Genomic DNA, 26,978 nt, shown 5'->3' with positions numbered 1-26,978 from the left:
CCCAACGCCGCCACCGCCATGACCGCACCGCCGCTCTACGACGCCACCCTGCCCTACCCGCGCGACCTCGTGGGCTACGGGCGCAATCCGCCGCACGCGCGCTGGCCCGGGGGCGCACGCATCGCCGTGCAGTTCGTGCTGAACTACGAGGAAGGCGGCGAGAACGCCACCCTGCACGGCGACGCGGGCAGCGAGCAGTTCCTCTCGGAGATGTTCAACCCGGCCAGCTACCCCGACCGCCACATCAGCATGGAAGGCATCTACGAGTACGGCTCGCGCGCGGGTGTCTGGCGCCTGCTGCGCGAGTTCGAGCGGCGCGGGCTGCCGCTCACCGTCTTCGGCGTGGCGACGGCGCTGCAGCGCCACCCGGAAGTGACCGCCGCCTTCGCCGAGCTGGGCCACGACATCGCCTGCCACGGCCTGAAGTGGATCCACTACCAGAACGTGCCCGAGGACGTGGAGCGCGCCCACATGGCCGAGGCCATGGACATCATCCGGCGCCTCACGGGTGAGCGCCCGCTGGGCTGGTACACCGGCCGCGACAGCCCCAACACCCGCCGCCTGGTGGCGGACTACGGCGGCTTCGCCTACGACAGCGACTACTACGGCGACGACCTGCCCTTCTGGATGAAGGTGAAGAAGACCGACGGCACCGATGCCACGCAACTCATCGTGCCCTACACGCTCGACTGCAACGACATGCGCTTCGCGCTGCCCCAGGGTTACTCACACGCCGACCCGTTCTTCCAGTACATGAAGGACACCTTCGACGCGCTCTATGCCGAAGGCGATCCCGGTGGTGACGACCGCCCGAAGATGATGAGCATCGGCATGCACTGCCGCCTGCTGGGCCGCCCGGGCCGCATCACGGCGCTGCAGCGCTTCCTCGACCACGTCCAGCGCCACGAGCACGCCTGGGTGTGCCGCCGCATCGACATCGCGCGCCACTGGGCCGCGACCCATCCCTGCCCGGAGGCGACGCCATGACCCTGACCCTCGAACAGCTCAACGCCGCACCCGCGGACGAAGCCGCGCGCATGCTGGACGGCCTGTACGAGCATTCGCCCTGGATCGCCGGGGCCGCGCTGTCCGCGCGCCCCTTCCGCACGCTCGCGCAGTTCAAGCACGCCCTGGTACGCGTGCTGGACCAGGCCCCGCGCGAGGCGCAGCTGGCCCTGATCCGTGCCCACCCCGAGCTGGCCGGCAAGGCCATGGTGGCGCGCTCGCTCACGGCCGAATCGACCGGTGAGCAGTCCCGGGCGGGACTCACGCACTGCACGCCGGAGGAATTCGAGCGCCTGCAGCAGCTCAATGCCGACTACAACGCGCGCTTCGGCTTCCCGTTCATCCTGGCCGTGCGCGGCCCGCGCGGCACGGGCCTGCCTCGCCAGGAGATCATCGAGACCTTCGCCCGGCGCCTGGACAGCCACCCGGACGCCGAGTTCGCCGAGGCGCTGCGCAACATCCACCGCATCGCCGAGATCCGCCTGAACGACAAGTTCGGCGTGGAGCCGGTGCTGGGCAACGACGTCTGGGACTGGCAGGAAAAGCTCGCGCAGCACAGCGACCCGGGCTTTGCCGAGAAGGGCCAGCTCACCGTCACCTACCTGACCGACGCGCACCGGGCCTGCGCGCAGCGCATCAGCCACTGGATGCGGGACTGCGGTTTCGACGAGGTCGAGGTGGATGCCGTGGGCAACGTGGTCGGGCGCTACCACGCGGCCACTCCCGCCGGGCAGAAATGGCTCATGACCGGCAGCCACTACGACACCGTGCGCAACGGCGGCAAGTACGACGGGCGCTTAGGCATCTTCGTGCCCATGACCTGCGTGCGCGAGCTGCACCGCGCGGGGCGCCGCCTGCCCTTCGGCATCGAGGTAGTGGGCTTCGCCGAGGAGGAAGGCCAGCGCTACGCCGCCACCTTCCTCGGCTCCGGCGCGCTGATCGGCGACTTCCGCCCCGAATGGCTGGACCAGCGCGACGCCGACGGAGTCACCCTGCGCGAAGCCATGCAGCATGCCGGCCTGTGCATCGATGACATCCCGAAGCTGCGGCGCGACCCGGCCGCCTACCTGGGCTTCGTGGAGGTCCACATCGAACAGGGGCCGGTGCTCAATGAACTCGGACTGCCGCTGGGCGTCGTCACCTCCATCAACGGCAGCGCACGCTACCTGTGCGAGATGCTGGGCGTGGCGAGCCATGCCGGCACCACGCCCATGGACCGCCGGCGCGACGCGGCCACCGCCGTGGCGGAGCTGGCGCTCTACGTGGAGCGCCGCGCCGCGCAGGACGGCGACTCGGTGGGCACCATCGGGCAGTTGCAGGTGCCCGGGGGCTCCGTCAACGTGGTTCCCGGCCGTTGCACATTCAGCCTGGACCTGCGCGCACCCACCGACGCGCAGCGCGATGCGCTCGTCGCCGACGTGCTGGCCGAACTGGAGGCGATCGCCGGCCGCCGCGGCCTGCGCCATACGGCCCGGCGCTCCATGCAGGCCAGCGCCGCGCCCAGCGCACCGGCCTGGCAGCAGCGCTGGGAAGCCGCGGTCGAGGCCGCGGGGCTGCCGGTTTTCCGGATGCCGAGCGGTGCCGGCCACGACGCGATGAAGCTGCACGAGATCCTGCCGCAGGCGATGCTGTTCGTGCGCGGCCAGAACGGCGGCATCAGCCACAACCCCCTGGAAAGCACCACGAGCGACGACATGCAGCTCGCCGTGGAGGCGTTCTCCCATCTCCTGAACCAACTCGCCCAAGAACAGAACCCATGAGCAGCAGCACCTACGCAGACATCGACGCCTGGATCGATCGGCACTTCGACGAGGAGGTGCAGTTCCTGCAGGCCCTCGTGCGCGTGCCCACCGACACGCCCCCGGGCAACAACGCGCCGCACGCCGAACGCACCGCGGAACTGCTGCAGGGCTTCGGCTACGCGGCCGAGAAGCACGCCGTGCCCGACGCCGAAGTGCGCGCCTACGGCATGGAATCGGTGACCAACCTGATCGTGCGCCGCCCCTACGGCGCGGGCGGCCCGACAGTCGCGCTCAACGCGCACGGCGACGTCGTGCCGCCCGGGGAAGGCTGGACGCATGACCCGTACGGCGCCGAGATCGTCGACGGAAAGATGTACGGCCGCGCGACGGCGGTGAGCAAGAGCGATTTCGCCTCGTTCACCTTCGCGGTGCGTGCGCTGGAAGCGGTCGCCCCACCCGCGAAAGGCGCGGTGGAACTGCACTTCACCTACGACGAGGAATTCGGCGGCGAGCTCGGCCCGGGCTGGCTGCTCGCGCAAGGGCTGACGAAGCCCGACCTGATGATCGCCGCGGGCTTCAGCTACGAGGTGGTCACCGCGCACAACGGCTGCCTGCAGATGGAAGTGACCTTGCACGGCAAGATGGCCCATGCCGCCGTGCCGCACACGGGCGTCGATGCGCTGCAGGGGGCCGTGCACATCCTGAACGCGCTCTACCAGCAGAACACCGCCTACCGGCAGGTCACGTCGAAGGTCGAGGGCATCAAGCACCCCTACCTGAACGTGGGCCGCATCGAAGGCGGCACGAACACCAACGTCGTGCCCGGCAAGGTGGTCTTCAAGCTCGACCGCCGCATGATCCCGGAAGAAAACCCCGTGGAAGTGGAAGCCGCGATCCGCCGCGTGATCGACGAGGCCGCCGCTGGCTGCGAGGGCATCCGCGTGGAAGTGCGCCGCCTGCTGCTGGCCAACGCGATGACCCCGCTGGCGGGCAACCGCCCCCTGGTGGACGCGATCCAGCGCCATGCCGAAGCCGTGTTCGGCGAGCGTCCGCCGGCCGTGGGCACGCCGCTCTACACCGACGTGCGGCTCTACGTGGAGCGCGGCATTCCGGGCGTGATCTACGGCGCCGGCCCGCGCACCGTGCTCGAATCGCACGCCAAGCGCGCGGACGAGCGCGTGGAGCTCGAGGACCTGCGGAGCGCCACCAAAGTGATCGCGCGGGCGCTGCACGACCTGCTCGCCGGCTAGATTCCGCGCTCCGGGGATCCGCCCGCCCGGGCGCTCGATACACTAAGCCCCAACGGAGGCGGCGGGCAGTGGACATCATTCTGGCTATCGAGCCGCTGAGGCATTCAGGCAACCGCATCGGCCCGGCGTTCTCCCTGGAAGCCCGGCCCGTGGACACCGCGGCGGGCCGGTTGCGCGCAGAGCGCCGCACCGGCGGCCCCACCAGCGGGCAGAGAGAGGGCCATCCATGAAGGCTGGCCGCCGGGCGTCATCTGAAACGGGATTCCGGAATCTGATCGGCGACGGCATGGCGCTGGCGATGGGCGCGCTCAAGCTCGCCGACGCCCTGGTGGTGCTGGGCAGCGGACTGCTGGCCTATGCACTGCGCACCGGCCAGGCCGAGCTTCCGGACTCTTCGCAGTACTTCTACGCGTTGCTCGCCAGCGTATTGCTGACGCTGCTGGTTTTCGTGCAGCTCGCGCTCTACCGGAGCTGGCGGCTGGCAATGCCCACCATGATGGCGGGGCGCGTGCTGCTGGGCTGGGGCATGGTGCTGGGCGTGCTCGCCTCCCTGAGCTTCCTGAGCAAGACCGGTCCGAGTTTTTCCCGGCTGTGGTTCCTGTACTGGGCCGGGCTCGGCGCCTGCGGGCTGATCAGTGTTCGCCTGGTGCTGGACCGCGCCCTGCGCTGGCTGCACCGCCGTGGCATCGGCACCCGGCGCATCGCCGTGCTGGGGCCGACGGAGCGCGTGGCACAGGTGGCGGAGCGCATCCGCAACGGGCCGTGGTCCGGACTGGAAATGGTGGCGGTACCGGCCGCGATCAACGCGGGCGATCTGGCCGTGCTGCCTTCCTGGCTCGAAGACCATGGCGTGACCGAGGTCTGGTTGACATGGCCCATGCGTGAAGAGGCCTTGATACGCGAGAGCGTGCGCCAACTCGGCGCCAATTGCGTGCATGTGCGCTGGATCCCGGACATCTTCGCCTTCCGAATGATCCACCACGGCATGGCCGAGCTCGCGGGAACACCCCTGCTGGAGCTGTCGGTGCGCCCCCTGTCGCGCAGTTCCCGGCTGCTCAAGGCGTGCCTCGACACATCGGTGGCGGCAACGCTGCTGCTGCTGGCCAGCCCGTTGATGCTGTTGCTGGCCGCTGGCGTCAGGCTGTCCGGCCCCGGCCCGGTGATCTTCCGCCAGCAGCGGCAGGGATGGGATGGGCGCCCGTTCGAGGTCTGGAAATTCCGCAGCATGCGCGTGCACGACGAGCGGCAATTTCCGCCCCAGACGGCGCGCGGCGACGCGCGGGTCACCCGCTTCGGGGCTTTCATGCGCCGCACCAGCCTCGACGAACTGCCGCAGCTCTTCAACGTGCTGCAGGGCCGCATGTCGATGGTCGGGCCGCGCCCCCACGCGCTCGCCCACGGCGCGCAGTACCAGGACCTCGTTCCGAACTACCTGCAGCGCCACCGCGTCAAGCCGGGCATCACCGGCTGGGCACAGGTCAACGGGCTGCGCGGAGAAACCGACACGCTGGAGAAGATGCGCAAGCGCGTGGAGTTCGACCTGTACTACATCCAGCACTGGTCGCTGTGGCTGGACCTGAGCATCATCGCCCAGACCTGCGTGATCGTGCTGTTCGATCGCGATGCATCCTGAACCGGGGCGACGGATCACCGCGGGGGATCGGGATCCGGGCGGCGCGGCATCTTCCGCGCCATCGCATACAGCACTGCCACCGCGAGCGCCGCGTGCAGCGAAAACGGATAGAACGGCAGGTAGAAATCGAACAACCCCATCCCGAGCAGCAGGCAGAGCCAGGCAAGCGCCCAGCGGCGCATGCCGCCACCGGCCTGCAGGAGCGGTGCCCACAGGGCATGCAACAGGCCCAGTCCGGCCAACAGTCCGAACAGCCCTGTCTCCGACAGGGCGGCCAGCACCAGGTTGTGTGCGTGCAGTTCACCGCGCAGGAAGCGGCCGCCGGTGTAGTCGGGCACCAGGAACTGGAACACCCCTGGCCCCAGCCCGAACCAGGGATGGCCGCGCCACGCCTCGACCGCACCGGCCCAGAGATAGGTCCGGCCCAGCGATACGGCGGTCAGCAGGTTTTCCCGCGAAGCACTGGCCATGTCGGCGTAGCGCTGCCAGAGCACCAGCCCGGCGATGGCTGCCAGACCGAGCAGAGCCCCCGTGGCCAGGTGGCGATGCAGGCGCGACAGGCCGGAATGCGGCCAGGCGCACCAGGCCAGCAGGAGCCCGGCCGGCAGCAGTGCGTTGCGCACCTGGGTCAGCGCGAGCGCGGCGGCAGCGCCCAGCAGCGCCAGCGCCAGCGCCGCGCGGCCCAGCTCCCCGCGGCGATGCAACTGCAGCACGAGCAGTGCCACCACCAGCGAGGAAGCGGCCAGCAGCGCCGGATGCTCGTACATGCCCGAAATGCGCGGCAGGTACTTGAACGTGTCCTCCGCATGGAATGCCAGCGAGAAGCGCAGGGCCGGCGGCCACCGCACCAGCACGGCCACGCCCAGCGCCAGGTTGAGCCACAGGGCGAGCAACGCCGCGAGCGTTGCCGCACGCGGCCACCGCGGGCAGGCCACGGCCAGATTGAGCATGGCCCACAGCGCCAGCAGGGCGGTGGCATAGCGCACGGCGAAACGGAACGCGAGCGACGCATGTCCGGACGCAAGCACCGCCGCCGCCAGCACCGCCATGCAGGCAAGGATTGCCAGCAGCGGCCTGAATAGGAAAGGGGGCACGCCTTGCCGCCACAGCGCCCAGGCGGAGACTGCCGACATGCAGCCGAGCAGGACCACCGACCCCAGCGACAGGCCGCCGCCGGCACCGCCCGCAACCACCACCTGCTGCAGGCAGAACAGCAGATAGGCAGCCAGGCAGGCCGCTACCAGCAGGACCTGCGACGGCTGCCGTACAGCACCTCCCGATGGCACAGCCAGCCCCGTCATTGTCCGCAGGGCACGATCGCCCGTGCACGATGGCGCCGGCTCAGGCGGGCACGCAGCAGCAGCCACAGGAACACGGCATTGGTGCGCAGGTAGCGCCATGCCAGGCGACGCGGCTCCTGGATCAGCCGGAACAGCCACTCCATCCCGAACCGCTGCATCCAGTGCGGCGCCCGCGGCAGCATCCCGGACAGCACGTCGAACGATCCGCCCACGCCCATGGCGAGCGCCACGCCCAGTTCGTTCCAGTATCGCTGCAGGAACAGTTCCTTCCGGGGTGAACTGATACCGATGAAGAGGTAGCGCGCGCCCGAGGTGCAGATCTCCCGCACGATGCCGGGCGCCTCGGCATCGGTGAAATAGCCATCCCTCGCACCGGCCATGCGCAATCCGGGGTGGGCGGCGCACAGGCGGGCGGCGGCGGCCTCCACCACGGCGGGCCGTGCACCCAGGAGATAGACCCCGGACCCGGATCGGGCGGCCTGGTCGCACAGGTCCTGCATCAGGTCGATGCCTGCCCGCCGCGGCGGCGGCACGGCGCCCAGCCAGCGCAGGCCGATGCCGATGCCACTGCCGTCGATGTGGACCAGTTCGGCCTCCTCCAGCGCAGCGCGCAGCGGCCCCTGCGTGCGCGCATCGACCAGCTTGGCGACGTTGAGCCCCTCGATGCGGATACGCTCGCCGCCCTCGGCGGCGGCCTGCGCGCGCTGCAGCAGTTGCGCGGGCGGAACGAGATCCAGCGGGCAGCCGAAAAACCGCAGTCGGACGGAACCGGTGGTCAAGGAGCGGCCTCCGGAGCAAGCGCACCATAGAGGTCGAGCACGCGCGGGCGCAACCCTTCCCATGTGAACCGCTCCCGTATGCGCGCCGATGTGGAGGCCGTGACCCGCTGCTGCCGCTGCAGCCCGATGCACCGCGCCAGCGCCGCGACGTCGCCGAGCGGGTAGAGCGCCTGCGGCAGGCCGGCCTCTTCGAGCACCGGGCGATTGCCGGGAATGTCGCTGGCCGCCACGGGACACCCGAGCAAAAGCATCTCTATCAGGACCGTCGGCATGCCCTCGGCGGCCGATGGCATCACGAAAACGTCCGCGCCCGCGGCCATCGCCGCGACGGAGGCATCGGCGACGAACCCGTAAAAGCGCACGCGCGCGGCCACCCCGAGCGACCGGGCGACCTCCTCCAGCCGGCCCCGGTCCGGGCCCAGCCCCACCACATGCAGCACCGCCGCCTCCATTCCCGGATGCGCCAGCACGGCGACGGCATCGTGCAGGCGCTTGACGGCATCGAGCCGCCCCACGGACAGCAATGCGGGAGCGCCTTCCAGCCGGGGCGCATCGCCGGGAGGCGCGACCAGTTCGGCCTCCAGTACGGCATTGGGCAGCACCACCGGACGACGCGGCGCCATGCCGCGCCGGCGAAGGTAATCCACCCAGTAGCCGGACAGGAGCACCACGCGGTCCGCGCCCCGCAGGAGCAGGCGCTCGACCACCAGATCCCAGCCCCACTTGCGCAGGCGCTTCCCCAGCCCGATATCGTCGTCGTAGTAGCAATGGGGCGTGTAGACCAGGCGCCGGCCACGCAGCCAGGCGATCGCCGCGGCCAGTCCGGCGACGGGAACGCGCGCTCCGTGCACGTGCACCACGTCCGCCCAGCCGACCTGGCGCCACAACCCGCCGGCACCGGTCTGCACGGTCACATATCCATGGGCATTGCTGCCCTGCGCCTGCGGCGCGGCCACCCGCAGCGCGTTGCCGCCCCGCGATGCCAGAACGGCCAGTCCATGGATGTGGCGAGCCACGCCGCCGCCGCCGGCATGCGGCGCGAAATCCTTGTACACATGCAATATCCGCATCCGGCTCATCCCCCTGTTCCGCCAGCCGGCTGACGCCCCCGCGCTCCAGCCGGAGCCCCGGAAACTGGTGCCTCCCGGGGGAACACCCCGGGCACCGCGGTCCTGGCGGCAGCGGCATGGCGCAGCACGCCGCCGAGCAGCAACCAGAATCCGCCCGCCCCCGAAACGGTCAGCCCGTTTTCCGAGGAAACGAAGGTGGTCATGATGCCGCAAAGCAGCCAGAAAGCCGCCAGCAGCACGGGGTCGCGCTGCAGCCGGTAGGCCCCCCACAACCGGCGCAGGCACCAGCCCACGATGGACAGGAACAGCAACGCGCCGGGTATCCCGATCTGGTAGGCGATGCTGAACAGCGCGCCTTCTCCGCCACCCAGGTCGGCCAGCGATTGGCGGGCCGCCAGCGCGCTCTGGCGCCCCACCCCCCCGCCCAGCAGCAGCACCTGGTGCAGCTCGGCCAGGTTGCGCTGCAGCGCCAGCCAATGGCCGATCGTGGAGCCGTCGCGGAAGTTCACGGAGGCCACCACGATGCCGACGGAAGCGGCCGCCAATGCCGCGAGCACCACTCCCGCCAGGAAGAGCCGCGCGGCCGCGGACCGGACCAATCCCTTCGATGTCAGAAGGTAGCCCATCACGGCGACGATACCGGCCAGCATCGCGCCACGGGTGCCGGACATCCACACGCCGGCCAGCAGGCCGGCGCACGCCAGCAGGGCGCGCCACGGCCAGCGGCGCTGCCACAGCGCCAACGCGGCCAGGGCCGCGGTCACCAGGAACTGGCCCTGGGCCAGCGGCGCGGCCAGCAGGCCACCCGCACGGCGCTCCATGGCTTCGCCGCCGAAAAAGTTCCAGGGCAGGCCGGTGTCCCTTTCGGTGCCATCGGGCTGCACGCCCTTGATATTGAAAAGATACTCCGGCAGCCGCACGCCGTGGACCCAGAAGTCCGTATGGGCCACATCCCACGCACCGAAGGCGGCACTGGCCACGCCCAGCCAGACCAGGCAACGCACGGCGAGGCGCAGGTCCTGTGAATGCGGCATGCAGACATGCCCGGCCAGCAGGAACAGCATCGGCACGAGCACGATGCCCAGGGACCCGAGCACGATGCCGGCCGGCAGACCGTGCAGGTATCCGGCCGGCGCATGCGCGGCAGCGAGGGCGCAGAAACACAGCACTTGCACCAGCAAGGCCCTGGGCATGCGCACGGTGAGCAGGCACAGGCCTGCCAGCGCCACCACCGCTGCGTCGCGGGCGGGCCGCAGCAGCGCGGCCTCCGGCCACGCGCCGCCGCCGTACAGCCAGGCCACCAGGAAGTCGCCCGCGTGGATCGACACGATGAACAGCACCAGTCCCAGCCGCTTCATGGCTCGCCTCCCAGGCGCCGCGGCCATGCGGGATCGGCGGCGAAGCTGCGCTGCAGCCACAGGTGCTGCCGCTCCAGGAAAGCGGTGCGTGCCCCGGCCTCATGGCACAGGTTGCGGACAAGAAACCCCAGGGCGCCCGGGTCCGCCACCTGCGCCGAGGGGCGCCCCACCGCCTGGGCATCGGCCGACCCGGGCGCGGGCCAGTCCATGCCGATCACGTAATGGCCGCGGACCGCCGCGTCCATCAGTGCGGAAGAGCAAAAGCCCGCCACCACGGCCGGCGGGCCGTCCGCTGCCAGCGCCGCATGCGGAGGCGGCCGGCACAGCGGGGCCAGTTCCGTTCCCTGGTAGGGATGCCCCCGGCGCACCTCCTCCGGATGCAGCAGGATCTGCAGCGCGAGCCCTCCCGGTCGGTCCCGGACGAGGTGCCGGGCCAGGGCCAGGAAATCCTCCGCGAGCGGCCGTCCGTAGATCGGCGTGTGGGTCTGCGAAACCAGGTACAGGGCCGTGGGCGCCTGCGCCCCGGCGGCAGGAGAAAGCATGCGCGCCGGGCCATAACCCAGCGCTTGCGTGGCGACGCCGTGCCGGGAGTACACCTCGGCGCTGCTCGGCCCCCACAGCAGATGGCGCTGCGCATGCACCGGAAAGAACTCATCGGTGGGCAGGCCATGCTGGACGCACACGCTGCGCCAGCGGGCCCCGGCGGCACGCTGTGCAGCCACGGCATACATATCGAAATCGTTATGCAACAGCAGCGTTCCGCACGCGCCGGCATCGAATGTCCGCTCCCACGCACCGCGCCAGAGGCGCTGCCGGAACACGCAGCTACGCACCAGCCAGGGCGATGCCACCAGTACGCCGTCCCGCACCGGTCTCAGCCGCCATGCGCCGAGCGCATGCCGCCAGGCCTGGGCGGACGGCCGCGCGGGTACCTGGCCAGCGACCTGCCCGCGCAGGCGCGGATGGACCACCACCGCGCAGGCGATGCCAAGCCGAGCCAGATCGGCCACGCACGGCGCCAGCGCCCCCCAACCATTAGAGCCCGGCAGCGTGGCCAGTGCCACCCAGCCGGCGAGCGGAGCCGGGCGCTCCGGCAACCGGCCGCAGAGCCACGCATCGCGTACTGCCGCAAGCAGGGCGCGCAGCACGGCCATCCGCCCCCGGCGTGCGAGGAAATAGGCCTCGTGGCGCGTGTCGGCGGCTTCTTCGCCGTATTGGACAAGCAAGGCCTGCCGGAATTCAGGAAACCGCATTGCCCTCCTCTCGCACCATGCGCCGGCGGTTCTTCCAGCGCTGCAGTTCGCCGGGCAGCCCGCTGCCGAGCAGGCGCACGACCGCACGCTTGAGCAGTCGCCGTACGCGGTCCTGCACACCCCAGCGCACGCTGTCCAGGCGCGCGTCCAGGTGGTGGATTTCCTCCGCGGACGCAGGCTCCATGGGGACGGGAGCGCAGCCCGCGTCCGGGCGCCGCAACTGCACCCACAGGTTTTCCGCCAGCACCCCGCCACCCTGCCATGCGCCGCAATGGACCACCTCCAGGCCGGCAGCGACAGCCAGCCGCCGCAGCAGCGGCGCAGAAAAATAGCTGAGATGCGCAGGATGCACGTAGTTGCGCGAACGCCAGCCGCTCATCACGTCCGGCACCTCGATCCAGGCGTGCCCTCCCGGTGCAAGGATATGCCCCAGGTCTTCCAGAAAAGCCCGCGGGTCCGGCAGATGCTCCAACACGTGGAAGGCGACCACGGCATCGGCTTCGCCGCCAGCCAGCGCCTGCCACCGCGGCAGGAAACGCACTTTCGCACCATCGAGCAGGCGCTCCCGGTGCACCAGGTCGGGCTCGCTGGCCGACAACTGCAGATCCGGCCGCTGCGCCGCAGCCGCGCCAAGGAACGCCCCGAATCCCGACCCCACCTCGAACAGGCGTGCGCCGTGGACCAGTGCAGGAGCGATGCGCGCCAGCCGCTGCCGGGCGATGGGACGGTCGCCGCGCCAGGCGAAGAACCGCTCCTCGCTGCGCCAAGGCACCTCCGCCGGGAACAGCCTTCGGTAGTCGCCCGCATAGAACCGTGCCAGCGATTCCTCGGTGAAATCCGGAGCCAGATACGCCGCGGCGCACCAACCGCAGCGGCGCAGCTCCTGGCCGCTGCCGGCATACACCTCGGGCCAGACGGAGCGCTGCGCGCATGTCGCACCGCAGCAGCGGCAGCGGCCGTCATCCGGCGCCCACTCCGATGCCATCATGGTCTTCTCCCTGCCTGGCGGCTACGCATACACGCTCCGGTACCAGAGCGCGACCGACACCGCGAACCACAGCGTGCTGTGGGCGCGCCCACCGGCCAGCTCGCGGCGCAGCCGCGGCAGGTCGAGAAAATCGCCCAGGCCCTGCGGAAGCGACGCCAAGACCTCCTGCAGCGGCATGCGGTCCACCAGGAACTGCTCGGCGTGGCCGAAACCCGTGCTTTTTCGCTGGCCCACGATGCGCGGCGGCACATCGGCGGCGAAGGCCTGCCGCAGCAGCGCCTTGCCGTGATAGTCACCCATGCGCAGGTGCGCGGACGTGGCGAGAGCCCGCTCCACCAGCCGGTAGTCCAGGAAGGGCGCCCGCACCTCCACGCCGGAATGCATGCTGTTGCGGTCGGTCATGCGCAGCACCATCGGCAGGTTGGTCGCCAGCACGTCGCCACGCAGGCGCGCCTGCACATCGCCGCGGCGATCCGACTGCAGGGCCTGCAGTCGGATCGCCTGGTCATGCCACAGGGCCGCCGACATGCTGGCCACACTCGGCCGCTGCTGCCGCAGCAGTGCGCCGAGCGGCCCGACCGGAAGATCCCAGGCCAGCCGGTTGAGCAGCAGCCGCGCATCCACCGCGCCGCCGGCCAGCAGCCGCGCCAGCGCGGGAAGCTTCAACCCGCGCAGCGCGCTGCGCGCGGACAGCGCCAGGTACAGCCGCACGTAGCCGCCGAACAGTTCGTCCGCGCCCTCGCCATTGAGCACGACCTTATAGCCTGCCTCGCGGATCGCCCGGTACATCCGGAAGCTGGCCAGGATGGATGGGGTGCAGAAAGGCTCTTCCTGCGCCTCCACCAGCGACTGCAGTTCGTGTACGTCCGGCAGTGCACGCGCGCGGTGCACGTGGTGGCGGTCGGCGTGGCCCCATTCGGCCATCGACGCGGCCGCTGCGCCGACCTCGTCGAAGCCGGCGTGCGCCGCATCGCTGTACCCGTAGGTGAAGGCTCCGTCGAAGCAGGTGCGCGGCGCAGCACCCGCCTGCAGGCTGATGCGCGTCAGGATGGAACTGTCGAGGCCGCCAGACAGCAGGGTCACGCTCGGGACGTCGGAGCGCAGCCGCAGGCGCGTGGCATCCTGCAGCAGCGAGCGCACCGTGGCGGCATCGAGCGGCGGCCCTTCCCCGGGATGCGGCCACCGGTGGTAGGCGCGCTTCGTGCTGCGCCCTGTCGGCGACACACGGTACAGCCAGCCGGGAGGCACCGGGTGGATGCCCTGGTAGAAGGTCTCGCCGCGGTGGTCGGACAGGCCTGCGACCAGGAAATCGAAGATCGCCCCCAGATTCGGCGCGGGGTGTCCGCCCAGCGCGGCGGCGATCGCACGGATCTCGCTGCCCAGCACCAGTTGCCGCCCGTCGTGGTGCAGATAGAGCGGCTTCACGCCGAGGCGGTCGCGGCAATAGACCAGGTCGCCCGTCTCCTGCTCCAGCAGCACCACCGCCCACATGCCGTTGCAGCGTGGGAAGAATCCCTCCCCCCAGGCGCGCCAGCCGTGCAGGATCACTTCCGTGTCGCTGTCGGTACGGAACCGGTGGCCGAGCCCTTCCAGTTCCGCGCGCAGCTCCAGGAAGTTGTAGATTTCGCCGTTGAACACCACCACGTTGCCGGTGTCCGGGCAACGCATGGGCTGGGTGGCGGCGCTGCTCAGGTCGAGGATGGACAGGCGACGGTGGCCGAGCGCGGTCGGTGCCGGCAGATCCAGGCACAGCAGGCCTTGCGCGTCCGGGCCCCGCCGGGCCAGCGCTGCGAGCGCGCTCTCCGCCCGCGCCCGCAGCGGCGCACCGTCAACGAAGCTGCGCAGCGCGACTATGCCGCACATGATGGTATCCCCAAGCGTGGGGCTGCAGGGCCACGGGTGATGGTGGTGCAGGTCATGCAGCGGCCTCCGCCGCCGGGCGCAGCAGGCTGCGATGGCGCCAGGCGCCCCATGCCGCCGGCACCAGCAGCGCTGCGGCCAGGAGCCACCCGGCAGTGCCCAGCCAGGGTGCTGCAGCCAGGAGCATCGACAGCAGCGCCGCATGGCCACCAGCGCGCAGGCGCAAGCCACACAGGCGCAGGCACGCGACGGCGATGCCCAGCACACACAGCAATCGCCCCCACAGCAGCATCAGCGGCGCAGGCCAGGCGGCCGCGGCCAGCTGCAGCAGTGCGCTGCACACCAGACCGCACACCAGGATCCGCAGCAACGCGCTCTCGCGGTGGCGTCCGATCAGCTGTGCCGACAGCACGCCGGAAAACAGGACGACCGCGCCGGCCGCCAATACCGGCATCGCCCAGGGCAGCCAGACCTGCTGCGCAGGGGTTCCCCACGCCGCGACGGCCAGCAGCAGCAGCTGGGCACCCAGCGCGGACAGCCCCAGCACCAGCGACACCAGCGCGCGCGTCCAGCGGGCTGCGGGATCGTTGCGGGCATCCGCCAGCAAAAGCCGGTTGAACTGGTTGAAAACACCGCTCGCACCATTGACCAGGTAGCCCAGGAACAGATACACCGGAAGGAATGCGGGCGCCACTGAAGCGAGCAGGAAGGGCGTCAGCCGGTCGTGCAACGTGCCGGTGATACCCAGCGCCGAGAGCCGCAGCGCGGCACCCAGCATGGGCCCTCCCCCATTCAGCGCCGGCCTCAGCAGGCCTGGCTGCGCTCCGAACACAGCCATGTTGGCGATCGCCTGGACCAGATACCCCAGGCTCACCGCCATGCCGGCGCCCATGCCGCCCTCCCACCCCGGCTGGTCGCGCAATGCCAGCCAGGCCACGATCGCCACAGGCATCGCCACCTGCTGCACGCAGAACCCGGCCAGCCGCCGCCCTTGCGCGAGCAAGGGAGCGGAATAGCCGACCAGCCCCAGCAGCGTGGCCGGCAGCACGGCCAGCAGGTAGGCGAAACCTGCGCCCTGGCCGTGCCACTGCCACCAGGCGCCCGCCACCCATGCCAGGTCCAGCACCAGCGTGGCCAGCAGCCGGTGCCAGAGCGCCTGGCGCCACCGAACCGCCCAGCCCGCCGAAGCCGGGTCTTCGCGCAGGAACAGCGAGGCATAGCCGAGATCGGCCAGGAACAGCACGGTCAGCAGCCCGAGGTGCGCCAACCCGACCACTCCGTAGCCGTGCATTCCGAACTGGCGGAGCAGCAGCCACTGGAACAGCAGCGTGCAGCCCTGCCCGAGCGCATACAGGGCGGCGCCCGCAAGAAACCCGGCGCGCATCCGGGCAGAACCGTTCATGGGCGGGAAGGCGGCGTCGACTGCGGAACATGGCAGAGGAAGGCACGCGATGCCGCGCCATAGGCGAACCACGGCTCAAACTCGATGCCGGAGCGCTCCGCGCATTCCCGCAGGGCCCGGCGCTCGCCGCGCTGCCGGTCGGCCTGGAACAGGTCGTAGTCGTCGCACAGCAGCACGCTGCCCTGAACCAGCCGCGGCTCGATCAGCGCGAGGGCGTCCCGGGCCGAGGCATACAGATCGCAGTCCAGATGCACGATCGCCGCCTGCGTGCTGCCGATGGCTCCGGCATTGTCGGAGAACAGCCCGGGCACCAGCACCAGATCCGGGGCACGCAAGCCTGCCGCCCTACACCGCGCCATGGCCTGGGACTGCGCCGCCAGAAAGCTGCCCGTGGCCAGGGTGTCCTCCCCTTCGTCGTTGGCCGGCATGCCCGCGAAGGTGTCGAAGCCATGGAACCGGGGCGGCCGGGCGAGAAAATCGAGCACCGTCCCCTGATGGCGGAACGGCAATCCGGCATTGCGCTCCATGCGCTGGCGCTGGTGCCGGTAGCACAGCCAGGAGTGGGCCAGACTGTTGCCGCGGTACACGCCGAACTCGTAATAGTCCCCGGCGAGCTGGGTGGCATGCACGTAGGCCCAGGCACGGTAGAGCGCGCCCAGGGCGTCATTGCGGTGCAGGTTGGCTCCCACCCGAAGACGCCGGTAGGCGAGCTTGAGACGCTCGAGGGGTGTCAGGGACAACGTGGAACTCCTTGGTTCGCCTGGGTTCGGGCACGACTGCATTCCGCCTGTCTCACGACGGATATGGCAGAGCGCAACGGTTGACGGAGTCCGGCATGCTCACACGCTCGGCCGGGCGGCCCCGTCGCTGCCGGGCTCCAGCGTGCGCCGCAACGCCTCGCGCAGGGTCCAGCGGGTGTTCCAGCCCAGCAGCGCCGCCGCCTTGGCCGGATCGCCCAGCTGGTGGGCCCGGTCGTGGGGACGCTGGCGCTTCGGATCCACCTCGACACGGGGCGTGCGCCCCATGAGCGCGCCGATCTCCGACACCAGTTCACCCACCGCATGCTCCACGCCCGAGCACAGGTTGAACACATCGAATGCCGTGTCGGCACGGGGATCGTCGAGCAATGCCGCCAGTCCCGCCGCGGCCTCGTCGGCATGCATGTAATCCCGGCGCGGTTCCAGGTTGCCCAGCCGCAGCAGCGGCTCCGCCGACGGATCGGCGTTGATCTGCGCCAGCACGTCGGGAATCAGGTGTGCGTTCGGATCGTCGTGCGCGATGCAGTTGAACAGGCGCGCGACGCGGCCGCGGCGCCCGGCGCCCAGGCCGCACCACAGGCGCAGCTGGCCCTCGTTGCACAGCTTGGACAGCGCATAGTTGTCGCGCGCCTCCGTGGGGCTGTGGTCTTCCGCCAGCGCTTCGCAACCCCAGGCGTACACCGCGCCGCTGGAAGCGATCACCACCTGCCGCACATCCGCCTCGCCCGCCGCCTGCAGCACGCTTTCGGTTCCCACCACATTCACCTGCAGGCAGTGCATGCGCCGCATCTCGCAGGTGGGAATGTGGTGCACGGCGGCCAGGTGCACCAGCGCATCGGCCCGGAGATCGCGCAGCATCGACGTGACCGCGGCGGTGTCGCGCACATCCGCCACTGCTGCAGCCTCCAGCCCCGGAGGCATCGCCATGCCGCTCGACAGATCGTCCAGGCCCGCGACGGCGTCGCCGCGCTGCTGCAGCACGGCGACCAGCCGCCGCCCGATCATGCCGGCCGCGCCGGTCACCAGCACCCGCCTCATGCGTTGCTCCCCCGTGCCCCACCCTCCGGCAGCCTGCGCCGCAGGCGCTCCGGCAGCCAGGCGAAGAGCGGATCCTGGCGGGCGGACCAGGTCCCCGGCGCCCTGCCCGCACGGCGCAGTGCCACATAGCTCGCCAATGCCATGGACAGGGCGAGGAGCGTACCGGCGAATACCGCCGCAGCGACGAAGGCAGGGCGCCGCGATGGCAGCGGTGCAACCGGCAGCGCCGGCGAAGCCTTGTAGCGCAGCTGCCCGGCCCGGGAGAGCGACTGCTCCAGGTTCATCCGGATCTCGCTGCCGGCCTGCCGCTGCGCCGTGTTCTCCGCGGTATCGGCGGGGAACAGGCCGGCCAGGCACTGCTCCATCCAGCGGGCCAGTTCCTTGCCCGAGGCCAGCCCATCCAGGCGCGCATCGACGCGATCCAGGAAACGTTGCTTCCACTCCAGTTGCTCCAGTTCGCGCACCCCCTTGCGCAGTTGCGACCGAGCATCGGACATGGTGGATTCCAGCGCCACGATCTGGGACAACGGCGACAGGTACCGCCCGCCGCCGTCGCCCACCGACACCACCGTGTTCACATCGCTGCGGCGCAATTCCGGATACTGCTGCAGCAGCCGCTGCATGTCCTCCACCTGCCTCTGGCCCTGCTCGATGGCGAACTGCCGGCGGATCTGCTCGATCTGCAATTGCGAGCGCTGCTCCAGCACCTCCTGCCGCAGCCGGTCCAGGTATTCGCGCAGGTCGCCCCAGAGCATGACCTGGCGGATGTGCGATGCGATCACGGAGAACTGCTGCGCCGCAGCGGCCTCGTCGCGCACATTGAGCGAGACCTCCAGCCCCAGGGCCCCGATTTTCTTGGGATCGATGTTGATCTGCTCGCGGATGTCGTCCCGCCCCACCGTGCTGCGGTAGCCCACCCGCGTGCTCCAGTAGCGCGGCTGCTGGAACAGCCTTTGCAGCCGGGGAGCCACGCCGTCGGGCACGGAGGCATCGGCCAGCGAGGCCGCCACCAGCTGGCGGTCCGACAGCATGGGCTGCAGCCTGCGCCACTGGTCCAGCGACATCTGCGGCGTTTCCAGCAGCGCGGTGGTGCCGTAGAGCGGGTTCCGCAGAGCCAGCCCACCGGCCACCAGCGCGGCGACCAGCGCGATCGGGACCAGCAGCAGGCCGAAGTCCCGATAGAAGCGCAGCAGCTCCAGCAGCAGGTCACCCAGCGACACATCGCTGCTTTGCTCATGCACTTCGTTCATTGCGGGTATAGGGTCAGTGGCGGCGTCCCGGGACGCCAGGAGGCTGCGCCGGCATGGTGCCCGCCCCCCGGGCAATTCAACACACCAGCCAACGGCGGTGGGCCGAGGCCGGTTGTACCATACGGCACGGTGCATACGGCATGCATTGTCACCGCGCACCCATCCAGTGCGGCGCTACATCGTCCCAGCGCCCCTGCATGCGGATGCGTCCCCGCTCCAGCAGCACGACACGGTCCGCCCGCTCCAGCAGGGCGAGCCGGTGGCCGATGACGACCACGGTCAAATCGCCGTGCAGCCGCTCGATGGCCTCGCGCACGCGCGCTTCGTTGTCGTGGTCCAGCGCGCTGGTCGCTTCGTCGAGGATCAGCAGCGCCGGGCGCTGCAGCAGCGCGCGTGCCAGCGCGATGCGCTGCCGCTCGCCGCCGGACAACTGAGCTCCGCGCTCCCCCACCACCGTGTTCCACCCCTGCGGCAGCGCATGCACGAACTGCGCGCAGGCCTGTTCCAGGGCGCGTCGCAATGCCTCGTCATCGGCATCGGGCGCGGCCAGCAACAGGTTGCCGCGCACGCTGTCGTTGAACAGGAAGGTGTCCTGCGACACATAGGCGACGGCACGCCGCCAGGCACGGCGCGCACGGGCGTCCAGCGGCACGCCATCGACTTCCAGCGCTCCCTCGTCGGGGCCCAGCAATCCGCACAACACGTCCGCCAGGGTGCTCTTGCCGGCACCGGAGGCGCCGACGATGGCGGTGGTCGTCCGCACGGGGAACGCCAGCGAGACATCGTCCAGCGCCCGGACCGCACGGCCTTCGTAGCGCACCCCGACGCCGCGCAGGGCGATCGCCGTCCGCGCGGTGGGCACCGCCTCCTGGGCATCCCCTTCGGGTTCGGCCCAGGCGCGGGCCTCGGCCAGCTGGTGCTCCACCCCGGCGAAGGCTGGCGCCGCGTGCAGCCACATCTGCTGTTGCTGGTGGCCCATCGCCAGCAAGGGCAGGAGGCGGGCGAACACCAGCACCAGCGTGAGCAGCTCGGCCACCGGCACGGCCCACACCCGCAGACCCAGGTACACATAGGCCGCCAGCAGCAGAGCGCCGGCGCTGTGCAGCAGGGCCTTGGACAGGCTCAGCCCGGTGGCGAAGCGCAGCTGCTGGTCGCGCAGCCTGCCCGCGTCGCCGGCAATCCAGGCCCGGTAGCGCACCTCCGCACCCAGGATCTTGGCCAGCCGCAACCCGGCCAGGCTGTCGTGCAGGCTGGCATGCAGGCGCTGGCTGGCCACGGTGAGCTGCCGCCCCAGGGCCATCACGCCGCGCCGGTGCCCGGCCAGCAGCACCAGCAGCAGCGCGCCGCCCAGGGCGCAGGCGAGCGCCAGCTTCCAGTGCAGCGTGAACGCGGCCAGCAGGTACACCGCGGCGGTGGCCAGCGACGCCAGCATGCCCATGCCATGGCCCAGGCCGATGCCGATGCGCGCAACGTCGCTGAGCAGGAGGTTCGCCTGCTCAGCCGTGCGCTGCGCGACCACCCAGCGCCACTGCGCGCCGAGCAGTGTCGAGAAGCTGGCCTCGCGCAGCCGGTCCGCCACCTGCTGCTGCAGCCGCGTAGCGGCGCACTCCCGCGCATACTGGACCGCGTTGCGCAGCAGGACCAGCCCGCAGAACAAAGCCAGCAGCGGCAGTGGCGCGCCCGACGGCAGGCCCAGCGATGCCGCGGCATGGACGACGCCGCGCGCGACAGTACCCGATGCTTCCACCGCTTCGCCCTGCAACACCCCCAGCAGGGGCACCAGCAACAGCACGCCGATGCCTTCCGTGGCGCCTGCCATCAGCATCAACAGGAAAAGCACCAGGCGCCGGCGCGCAGGTGCCCAGGCCAGGAGCCGCGCCAATGCACTCCACGGCCCCGTCACGCGCCCTCCGCGCCGACGACGAAGCATCCCGTGCGGGTGAAGCGCTGTGCGCCGACTCCACCGGTCACGAATCCCCGCCCCGCGATGACCCAGGCATGCGCCTGCAATTGCGATGCGTCCGAACGCGCCACCCCGAAACACACCACATGGGGAATCCCGAACAGTCCAAGCAGGCAGCGCGCCGCCAGCGCCTGGGCCAGGCAGTTCGACTGCCAGGGCGTGTGCCGCGCGCACAGGCGCAATGTGCGCCCGATCTGCTGGGCGCGTCGCCCCCCGCGCTCATCCAGGGATGGCAGGGGCGGTGGCTCGGCGACCGGGCGCCCCAGCCAGGGCGCGATCCGACGGAACCCCAGGCAGAGCACGGCCGCCCGCGCGAGCCCCAGCAGCAGCCAGGCCGGGAAGAACAGGCCGCGCTCGAAACGCGGCAGGCGCAGGAACGCACGCAGGCGCCGCAGGGGCAGCACATCAGACACGCAGGAACATCCGTTCGGAGGAATGGGGCGGCACGCCGCCATGGAGGGAGTGCCACGCATTACAGCGGATACGGAGTGTCCGCACAACGCAGGAGAAACACGCTGCATCCCGGTGGCCTCGCACCGTCAGCCGCGCCGGCGCCTGGCGAGGTGGCGCGCAGCCAGCCGCAGAACCCGCACCACCGGGTAGGCCCACTCCAGCCGGCGGGGCAGAGCCAGCGCGGCGCGATCGTCGTCGGTGGGGGCCAGCAGGACCGGAATCAACCGCACGCGCCCGCGCCAGCCCGATTGCAGCGACAGAAGCCATCGCACGTAACGGACCACGCCCATCCGCGCCGCCAGTTCCGCGCCGCGGTCGGAGCCCAGCGCATCCAGGTGCGGCAGCAGCGCCTCGGCCGCTGGACGGGCCGCGTGCAGCAACCCGGTCTGCCGGCGCAGCACGGCAGGCACCTCCACGCCCAGTGTGGCCTCCGCGAGCAGCGCGGCCATCGCCAGGGAACGCTCCACGCCCAACTGACGGGCCAGCGCGAGCGTGGCGTCCCAGTCCAGCGTGGTACTGCGCAACGCCAGGGCCATGTCCACCAGCCAGAAGGCACGGTGCCAGTGGTGCTTGGTGCCATGGAATGCGGCATAGGCCACGGCGGCAGGTGGTGCCAGCGTAGGAACGTCGGTTCCGCCCAGCCGCACCGTGGTGACATGCCGCTCCCACAGTACTGTCCCTTCAAGGCGGAACTGGCTCCGCCGGTTGGCGAGCCGCTGGTGCAGTTCCACCACCACCCCCGTGGCGGCATGGCGCAGCGGCAGGTCATGGTGGCGGATGCCGTAGCGGTCCAGGTCCGCCACCGCCGCGGAGTCGGGCTGATAGCCGAGTGCCTGCAGCGGCGGCAGTGCCCGGGCGATGCTCTCCGGATCGACCAGCACGTCGATGTCGCTCGCCTCGCGGCGCAGGGGATCGCCGAACAGCGCCGCATAGCCCTGCCCCTTCACCAGGCAGTACCGGATACCCGCAGCCCGCAGTGCATCGGCAATGCCGCGCAGTGCCGATGCATGCTGCAAGGCACGCAAAGCCATGCGGCGCTGGCGATCGCGCAATACCGCGCGCAACGCCGGGGGAAAGCCGGCATCGAGCCGGCCTGCGTCCGGCAGCGCCAGGGCCAGCCGGTGCCGGGCCAGGGCACGCACGAATGCCCCGTCCTCCACCGCAGCGCATGCTTCAACGCACGCATCTCCCCGCCAAAGCGCCAACAGGCAGCAGAACGCGGGGGACCAGGCATCACAGCGCATCGGCAACGTAGCCCAGCCTGCGCATCACGGCCCCATGCGCTTCCACGATACGGTCCACCTGCCCGGGCTGCAGCGCCGTGCGCCACGCACCAGACCGCCCCTGGCGGAAAAAGCGCGGCTGGCCTTTCTGGCGCTCGACGAAACCTTCGCGCTCCTCGATGTCGCGCAACGTGCCGAAATCGCATGCCTGCACCGCGCGGGCCACACAATCCGCATCCGCCGGCAATCCCAGGAACCGCGCGAGCCGTGTGGTTTCACCCGCAGGGTCGGCCTGCAGCATTTCGTAGCGCAGCAGCAGCCGGGGTGCCGGCGCACAGTCCAGCCAGGACACCACGTGCCCGGACCACGATCCGTACCGCTGCGGCACCTGAAGGCGGAGCGAGGAAATGCCGCGGCCGACCGTCCATTCGCCGTCAGCCATCCGCGCGATGGCGGTATCCACATCCACTCCCATGTGGTCCGCCCAGGACGGCGCCACGTCGCGGGGATCACGCACGATGTACACCGACCCCAATGACACCTCCTGGGGGAAAAGGTCCGCGTCGCAGCGGTCATGGACCTTGAGCATGCAAAGGCGCCGGGAGCCTTCGTCCCGGTGTGCCTGTGCACGCATCGCCCTCAGTTCGCCGCCCAGCATGTCGGCGCTGTCGATGTCGATGCTGGCTTCGATCCAGGCCCGGGGGGCCGAACTGGGCACGGCATCGACCAGCCTGTCCAGGCGCACGGATGCGCCACCGGACAGCAGGCTCGCGATCAGGCACCGCACCCAGGTATTGCCGGACTTGGGATACGAGGCGATCCAGTAGATGCCGCGGCGCGTCATGGACCGAAGTGGGTCTCGATCAGATCGGCGGTGGCGTCCAGCGCATCGAAGCGGCGCGGACGCTGCAGTGTCCAGACCGGCACCGTGCGGCCGACGGATGCGGCCTGCGCGAACGTGGAGGCCTGCAGCCCCATTTGCACTGCCGCCTTCCCCCTCGACAGCAGGCCGTGAAGAACGGGTACCGCGGCGGCGGGCGACAGTGGCCGCAGTTCCGGACCGGCGCCTTCGCGCAGCACGAGAACGGCATCCAGTGGCACGGGCCGGGGATCGAAACCCGTCTGCGAACGCAGGTCGTATTTATCCAGGCCGTCCCGCACCTTCGGCACCCCGCTACCGTCCATCCCCAGTGCATCCATGGCCTCGCCCCAGAGCTTGAGGCGCGGGAATGCCGGCAGCACCTGGATGCGGCCGTTGCTGGCGGAGACATCCAGCACGGTGAGGTCGTCGCCGAGCAGCCCATGGCCGCGCCGCAGCAGCGCGGCCGCCAGCGTGGACTTGCCGGCGCCACTGTGGCCCGCAATGGCCAGCGTGCGCGACCCGACGCGCAGGCAGGCGGCATGCAGGGGGAACAGCCCCCTCTGCAGGCACAGGCAGGCCAGCGCCGACCCGAGCAGGAACAGGCGCCAGCCCGCATCGCCGGGGCACAGCCGCTCCACGCGCATGGTTCGCCCGCCCTGGACATGGATGCGCACCAGGCCGGGGATCTGCATGAGGACCGCCCCGTCCCCGCCCACCTCCAGCCAGGGCGATCCCGGCGTGGCGGTTCCGGGCCCGCCGGGCACCGACCCTTCCTCGATGAAGATGTCCCCGGGCTCTGCACCGGATCCGGTCCACGCGGGAAGCTCGGGCAACTCCATGCCGCTGCGGACATGCCAGCCGCACACCTGGTAATGGTGAACACTCATGCGCAGCGCTTCTTCACCGGCGTATCTCCACGGCACCGGCTTCCTGCAGTTTGCCGAGCAGCGCGGCCACGTCGGCCTCGATGACCGCCCGTTCTCCCGCATAGATGGCCTGCAGGCGGTCGCACAGCGACGAGAAGGTGCAGGGCAGGGCAATGCACGTCCAGACATCGCGGCCGACCGGATCCAGCGCCAGGTACGTCCCGCGCTCGGCGATCATGATGACCAGTTCCTCACCCATCTCCGCGGCGAGGCTGTCGGGCGCTTGGGCAATCAGTGCCTCCGGTTCAACGTTCATCCGCTACATCTTCCTCGGAAAGGTGGACATCGCCCGGGTGAGCGCCGTCGGGAAATTCTACCGACGCGCCATCACCAGGTGGCGGAAACCGCTTCGCCGCCGGCCTGATCCTTGAGCCGCCGGTGGTCCGGCCCGACCAGTGGGCATAGCCGCGGCCCTCTTTGTCGCGCAATGCGCGGTACAGCAACCCCATGCCCTTCTGCAGGCGCCATCGGAGCCAGGGCACACTCCACCGGGTTCATAGTCACAAGGCCGCCCAATGCATGCATTCCGATGCGCGGCCGGCAACGCAGGCGGCCGCCAGCAGGACGGATGGGTAGAGAGGAAAAACAAGCGGTACTGCCGAGCCACCGGCAGAGCGATGCCATTTAAGATGCACGGCGCGCTCCGGCCCCCACCGCACGTACCCCAAGCCCAGGAAAGGCAACCCATGAACGACGACGCATCCTCGATCTCCGCAGAACTGCTCCAGCAGCCAGCGCGCAAGCCATGGACCACGCCCGTCGTGTCTTTCCTTTCGATGGATCGAACCGAGAACGGCACAAGGGGCGGGGATGATGGTGGTGGCACCTTCACCGGCTCCTGAGCGCTCTCTGCTCGGCCGTCACCGGCTCGGACGTCGATGAGCGATTTCGCCGGCGTCTGGCACCTGGATGGGCGAGCCGTACCGCCGGACATGGTCGAACGGCTGGGCTGCGCACTGCAGGCGCGGGACACAGGTCCCGCACGGGTCTGGCACGGCGGCGACATCGCCATCGTGCACCGGCAGCACTTCTTCACGCCGGAAGATGAAGACGAGGCGATGCCGTACGCAGGATCCGGAGGCGCCGTGCTGGCGGCCAATGTCTCGCTCGCGGCGCGGGCAGAGCTTGCGGGCTCGCTCGGCCCGCCGTTCTCGGCTTCGCAGCCGGACGGCCTCCTGCTGGCGGAAGCGCTGCAACGCTGGAACACCGGAGCATTGCCCCGGCTGTACGGCACCTTCGCTCTGGCCTGGTACCGTCCGGACCGCCGGCACCTGATGCTGGCGCGCGACCCGATCGGCATGTACTCGCTGTTCATCCACCGCGGCCCGCGCATGATCGCATTCTCGACCCGGCTGCGGGCCTTGCTGGCATTGCCTGGCATCCCCAGGGACCTGGACGAACGGGCGCTGGCCGATCAGCTGATCATGGACCGCCGCCGGCCGCAGCGCACCATCTACCGTGCCATCGATCGGGTGCTGCCAGGCCAGGCCTTGCACCTGACGGCGGACACCACGCAGGCCGAGCGCTGGTGGTCACTGCCGGAAGCGGGTTCCCTGCGGCTGGGCAGCGATGCCGAAGTCGAGGCCGCAGCCGCCGAAGTCCTGGACCGCGCGGTGGCCGATGCATTGCGCTCCTGCAGGCCCGTGGGGGCATGCCTCACCAGCGGGCTCGACAGCGGCTCCATCGTATTGTCGGCTGCACGGCAACTGGCCCCCGCCCCGTTGCTGGCCCTCACGCGCAAGCCGCAGGCCGCGACCGCGGCAGACAACACAACGCACTACTACGAGGAATTCTCCCGGGCACGGCTGCTGGCCGCCGCCCATCCCGGCATCGAATGGCACGTGGTCGGCGACGACGGCGGCGACTGGGGCGAACACAGCGCCGAGCGCTGGTGGCAGGAGCATGGCCAGCCAGTGCGCTCGCCATTGAACATGGGCTGGTTCTTCCCGCTCAACCGCTTCCTGCGCTCGCGTGGAGGCAACGTGCTGCTGGGGGGGGAAATGGGGAACTCCTTCTTCAGTTTCGACGGACGGGTCCGCCTGCCGGAACTGCTGCGGGGCGGACAGTGGGCCTGCCTGGCGCAGGAGACGCGGGCCCTGGCGCGCTCCGAAGGACTCTCCTTGCGCAAGGCGGTGCAGCGCCATGTGGTGCGCCCCTTCGCGCCGATGTCCGTGCTGCGGCTCTGGCACCGTCTTCCACGCGAGGCCTGGACACAGCATGCGGCGATCCGGGTGGACTGGGCCCGCGACATCGGCCTGCACCGCGATATGGACCAGGACCGCTACCGGCTGCGCCTGGGAGGAAGCCATTACTCCGTCCACGTCCTGCGTGAATGGCTGCTCGGCCATGCCTCTGCGATGGATGTGTGGGGCACGGTTCGTGCCATGACGGGCGTGGATTTCCGCATGCCGCTCGCCGACCGGCGGGTCATCGAATTCTTCGGCAGCCTGCCGCTGGACCAGTTCCTGCGCGACGGCGTCAGTCGCTCCCTGCCGCGGCGCCTGCTGGCCGCGCGCGGCGCTCCGCCGGAGATCCATGCCAACCGGCAGGTGGGCGTGCAGCACGGCGACTGGTTCGCCCGCCTGAGCGCCCAGCGCACGGCCATGCAGCAGCAGCTCGACGCTCTGCGGGGTTCCGCCCTGGCCAGCCGGGTGCTCGACCTGCCGCGGCTGCAGGCACTGATGGACCGATGGCCGCACGACGCCCAGGCCGCCGAACCGCGGCGCGAAGAGTACCTCCAGATGCTGGGGCATGGCCTGCAGATGGGCGGCTTCCTGGCATGGCATGAAAGCAACGCCTGAGCGTCCTTCATCACCGCCATCGCCGAGGCCGGGCACATGCCCGGCTTTTTTTCGCCTGGGCGA

Annotated in this window: 23 protein-coding genes; 6 read left to right on the top strand and 17 right to left on the bottom strand. The window is 70.5% G+C overall.

The genetic code is table 11. The features are described 5' to 3' along the window. The first annotated feature begins 18 nt into the window (after nt 1-18). From puuE to ACAV_RS05395, 4 genes are all read left to right on the top strand, one after another. Nucleotides 19-987 carry an allantoinase PuuE gene (gene puuE / locus ACAV_RS05410; protein ID WP_013593569.1) on the top strand — a complete coding sequence of 323 codons (969 nt, stop codon included), beginning with the start codon at nt 19-21 and terminating at the stop codon, nt 985-987. Then, on the top strand, nt 984-2,765 hold the full coding sequence (gene uraD, locus ACAV_RS05405) for a 2-oxo-4-hydroxy-4-carboxy-5-ureidoimidazoline decarboxylase (protein ID WP_013593568.1): 1,782 nt from the start codon (nt 984-986) through the stop codon (nt 2,763-2,765). The genes puuE and uraD overlap by 4 nt, the downstream gene beginning before the upstream one ends. Continuing rightward, nucleotides 2,762-3,997 carry a M20 family metallopeptidase gene (locus tag ACAV_RS05400; protein WP_013593567.1) on the top strand — a complete coding sequence of 412 codons (1,236 nt, stop codon included), beginning with the start codon at nt 2,762-2,764 and terminating at the stop codon, nt 3,995-3,997. Before uraD ends, ACAV_RS05400 begins: the two co-directional genes overlap by 4 nt. 226 nt (nt 3,998-4,223) lie before the next feature. Beyond that, nucleotides 4,224-5,630, top strand: a complete 1,407-nt coding sequence (locus ACAV_RS05395; protein ID WP_013593566.1) for an undecaprenyl-phosphate glucose phosphotransferase — start codon at nt 4,224-4,226, stop codon at nt 5,628-5,630. A gap of 14 nt (nt 5,631-5,644) precedes the next feature. On the opposite strand, the gene ACAV_RS05390 is transcribed toward ACAV_RS05395, so the two are convergent. The 17 genes from ACAV_RS05390 to ACAV_RS05310 form a co-directional block, all read right to left on the bottom strand. Further along, nucleotides 5,645-6,931 (bottom strand): O-antigen ligase family protein, encoded by a 1,287-nt coding sequence (locus ACAV_RS05390; protein WP_013593565.1) that lies wholly within the window; start codon nt 6,929-6,931, stop codon nt 5,645-5,647. After that, entirely contained in the window at nt 6,928-7,710 is a 783-nt protein-coding gene (locus ACAV_RS05385) for a WecB/TagA/CpsF family glycosyltransferase (RefSeq protein WP_013593564.1), read from the bottom strand. The genes ACAV_RS05390 and ACAV_RS05385 overlap by 4 nt, the downstream gene beginning before the upstream one ends. After that, nucleotides 7,707-8,780 carry a glycosyltransferase family 4 protein gene (locus tag ACAV_RS05380; protein ID WP_041828593.1) on the bottom strand — a complete coding sequence of 358 codons (1,074 nt, stop codon included), beginning with the start codon at nt 8,778-8,780 and terminating at the stop codon, nt 7,707-7,709. The genes ACAV_RS05385 and ACAV_RS05380 overlap by 4 nt, the downstream gene beginning before the upstream one ends. A gap of 5 nt (nt 8,781-8,785) precedes the next feature. Continuing rightward, nucleotides 8,786-10,138 (bottom strand): membrane protein, encoded by a 1,353-nt coding sequence (locus ACAV_RS05375; RefSeq protein WP_013593562.1) that lies wholly within the window; start codon nt 10,136-10,138, stop codon nt 8,786-8,788. After that, on the bottom strand, nt 10,135-11,391 hold the full coding sequence (locus ACAV_RS05370) for a hypothetical protein (protein ID WP_013593561.1): 1,257 nt from the start codon (nt 11,389-11,391) through the stop codon (nt 10,135-10,137). The genes ACAV_RS05375 and ACAV_RS05370 overlap by 4 nt, the downstream gene beginning before the upstream one ends. Next, nucleotides 11,378-12,379, bottom strand: a complete 1,002-nt coding sequence (locus tag ACAV_RS05365) for a class I SAM-dependent methyltransferase (RefSeq protein ID WP_013593560.1) — start codon at nt 12,377-12,379, stop codon at nt 11,378-11,380. The genes ACAV_RS05370 and ACAV_RS05365 overlap by 14 nt, the downstream gene beginning before the upstream one ends. A gap of 21 nt (nt 12,380-12,400) precedes the next feature. After that, nucleotides 12,401-14,242 (bottom strand): asparagine synthase (glutamine-hydrolyzing), encoded by a 1,842-nt coding sequence (gene asnB / locus ACAV_RS05360; protein ID WP_013593559.1) that lies wholly within the window; start codon nt 14,240-14,242, stop codon nt 12,401-12,403. Between the two features lie 52 nt (nt 14,243-14,294). Then, entirely contained in the window at nt 14,295-15,641 is a 1,347-nt protein-coding gene (locus ACAV_RS05355; RefSeq protein ID WP_013593558.1) for a hypothetical protein, read from the bottom strand. Next, nucleotides 15,638-16,381: a TylF/MycF/NovP-related O-methyltransferase gene (locus tag ACAV_RS05350; RefSeq protein WP_013593557.1), complete on the bottom strand. Its 744-nt coding sequence runs from the start codon at nt 16,379-16,381 to the stop codon at nt 15,638-15,640. The genes ACAV_RS05355 and ACAV_RS05350 overlap by 4 nt, the downstream gene beginning before the upstream one ends. Nucleotides 16,382-16,480: 99 nt before the next feature. Beyond that, nucleotides 16,481-17,437, bottom strand: a complete 957-nt coding sequence (locus ACAV_RS05345; protein WP_013593556.1) for an NAD-dependent epimerase/dehydratase family protein — start codon at nt 17,435-17,437, stop codon at nt 16,481-16,483. After that, nucleotides 17,434-18,687 (bottom strand): hypothetical protein, encoded by a 1,254-nt coding sequence (locus ACAV_RS05340; RefSeq protein WP_013593555.1) that lies wholly within the window; start codon nt 18,685-18,687, stop codon nt 17,434-17,436. Before ACAV_RS05340 ends, ACAV_RS05345 begins: the two co-directional genes overlap by 4 nt. Nucleotides 18,688-18,835: 148 nt before the next feature. Next, a complete protein-coding gene (locus ACAV_RS05335) occupies nt 18,836-20,590 on the bottom strand; it encodes an ABC transporter ATP-binding protein (protein ID WP_013593554.1) in 1,755 nt (584 codons plus the stop codon). Next, on the bottom strand, nt 20,587-21,063 hold the full coding sequence (locus tag ACAV_RS05330; RefSeq protein WP_041828591.1) for a lasso peptide biosynthesis B2 protein: 477 nt from the start codon (nt 21,061-21,063) through the stop codon (nt 20,587-20,589). The genes ACAV_RS05335 and ACAV_RS05330 overlap by 4 nt, the downstream gene beginning before the upstream one ends. A 126-nt stretch (nt 21,064-21,189) precedes the next feature. Beyond that, entirely contained in the window at nt 21,190-22,347 is a 1,158-nt protein-coding gene (locus ACAV_RS05325) for a nucleotidyltransferase domain-containing protein (RefSeq protein WP_041828590.1), read from the bottom strand. Continuing rightward, nucleotides 22,337-23,170 carry a sulfotransferase domain-containing protein gene (locus ACAV_RS05320; protein WP_013593551.1) on the bottom strand — a complete coding sequence of 278 codons (834 nt, stop codon included), beginning with the start codon at nt 23,168-23,170 and terminating at the stop codon, nt 22,337-22,339. The genes ACAV_RS05325 and ACAV_RS05320 overlap by 11 nt, the downstream gene beginning before the upstream one ends. Then, the gene (locus tag ACAV_RS05315; protein WP_041828588.1) at nt 23,167-24,075 is read right to left on the bottom strand and encodes a phosphoenolpyruvate carboxykinase (ATP); all 909 of its coding nucleotides are present in this window, start codon (nt 24,073-24,075) and stop codon (nt 23,167-23,169) included. Before ACAV_RS05315 ends, ACAV_RS05320 begins: the two co-directional genes overlap by 4 nt. 13 nt (nt 24,076-24,088) lie before the next feature. Continuing rightward, nucleotides 24,089-24,370, bottom strand: a complete 282-nt coding sequence (locus ACAV_RS05310) for a PqqD family protein (protein ID WP_013593549.1) — start codon at nt 24,368-24,370, stop codon at nt 24,089-24,091. A 430-nt stretch (nt 24,371-24,800) separates the two neighbouring features. Between ACAV_RS05310 and ACAV_RS24495 the strand changes: the two genes are divergently transcribed. Then, on the top strand, nt 24,801-24,956 hold the full coding sequence (locus ACAV_RS24495; RefSeq protein ID WP_013593548.1) for a hypothetical protein: 156 nt from the start codon (nt 24,801-24,803) through the stop codon (nt 24,954-24,956). A 36-nt stretch (nt 24,957-24,992) separates the two neighbouring features. Then, the gene (locus ACAV_RS05305) at nt 24,993-26,915 is read left to right on the top strand and encodes an asparagine synthase-related protein (RefSeq protein WP_013593547.1); all 1,923 of its coding nucleotides are present in this window, start codon (nt 24,993-24,995) and stop codon (nt 26,913-26,915) included. Nucleotides 26,916-26,978: the final 63 nt, after the last annotated feature.

This window comes from Paracidovorax avenae ATCC 19860, from assembly GCF_000176855.2.
GTDB classification, from domain to species: domain Bacteria; phylum Pseudomonadota; class Gammaproteobacteria; order Burkholderiales; family Burkholderiaceae_C; genus Paracidovorax; species Paracidovorax avenae.
This window is presented reverse-complemented; position numbering and strand designations above follow the sequence as displayed.

Coding starts and splice junctions, on each gene's coding strand:
- puuE (WP_013593569.1), top strand. CDS start 19: ATGACCGCACCGCCGCTCTACGACGCCACCCTGCCCTACCCGCGCGAC.
- uraD (WP_013593568.1), top strand. CDS start 984: ATGACCCTGACCCTCGAACAGCTCAACGCCGCACCCGCGGACGAAGCC.
- ACAV_RS05400 (WP_013593567.1), top strand. CDS start 2,762: ATGAGCAGCAGCACCTACGCAGACATCGACGCCTGGATCGATCGGCAC.
- ACAV_RS05395 (WP_013593566.1), top strand. CDS start 4,224: ATGAAGGCTGGCCGCCGGGCGTCATCTGAAACGGGATTCCGGAATCTG.
- ACAV_RS05390 (WP_013593565.1), bottom strand. CDS start 6,931: ATGACGGGGCTGGCTGTGCCATCGGGAGGTGCTGTACGGCAGCCGTCG.
- ACAV_RS05380 (WP_041828593.1), bottom strand. CDS start 8,780: ATGCGGATATTGCATGTGTACAAGGATTTCGCGCCGCATGCCGGCGGC.
- ACAV_RS05375 (WP_013593562.1), bottom strand. CDS start 10,138: ATGAAGCGGCTGGGACTGGTGCTGTTCATCGTGTCGATCCACGCGGGC.
- ACAV_RS05370 (WP_013593561.1), bottom strand. CDS start 11,391: ATGCGGTTTCCTGAATTCCGGCAGGCCTTGCTTGTCCAATACGGCGAA.
- ACAV_RS05365 (WP_013593560.1), bottom strand. CDS start 12,379: ATGATGGCATCGGAGTGGGCGCCGGATGACGGCCGCTGCCGCTGCTGC.
- asnB (WP_013593559.1), bottom strand. CDS start 14,242: ATGTGCGGCATAGTCGCGCTGCGCAGCTTCGTTGACGGTGCGCCGCTG.
- ACAV_RS05355 (WP_013593558.1), bottom strand. CDS start 15,641: ATGAACGGTTCTGCCCGGATGCGCGCCGGGTTTCTTGCGGGCGCCGCC.
- ACAV_RS05345 (WP_013593556.1), bottom strand. CDS start 17,437: ATGAGGCGGGTGCTGGTGACCGGCGCGGCCGGCATGATCGGGCGGCGG.
- ACAV_RS05340 (WP_013593555.1), bottom strand. CDS start 18,687: ATGAACGAAGTGCATGAGCAAAGCAGCGATGTGTCGCTGGGTGACCTG.
- ACAV_RS05325 (WP_041828590.1), bottom strand. CDS start 22,347: ATGCGCTGTGATGCCTGGTCCCCCGCGTTCTGCTGCCTGTTGGCGCTT.
- ACAV_RS05320 (WP_013593551.1), bottom strand. CDS start 23,170: ATGACGCGCCGCGGCATCTACTGGATCGCCTCGTATCCCAAGTCCGGC.
- ACAV_RS05315 (WP_041828588.1), bottom strand. CDS start 24,075: ATGAGTGTTCACCATTACCAGGTGTGCGGCTGGCATGTCCGCAGCGGC.
- ACAV_RS05310 (WP_013593549.1), bottom strand. CDS start 24,370: ATGAACGTTGAACCGGAGGCACTGATTGCCCAAGCGCCCGACAGCCTC.
- ACAV_RS24495 (WP_013593548.1), top strand. CDS start 24,801: ATGAACGACGACGCATCCTCGATCTCCGCAGAACTGCTCCAGCAGCCA.
- ACAV_RS05305 (WP_013593547.1), top strand. CDS start 24,993: ATGAGCGATTTCGCCGGCGTCTGGCACCTGGATGGGCGAGCCGTACCG.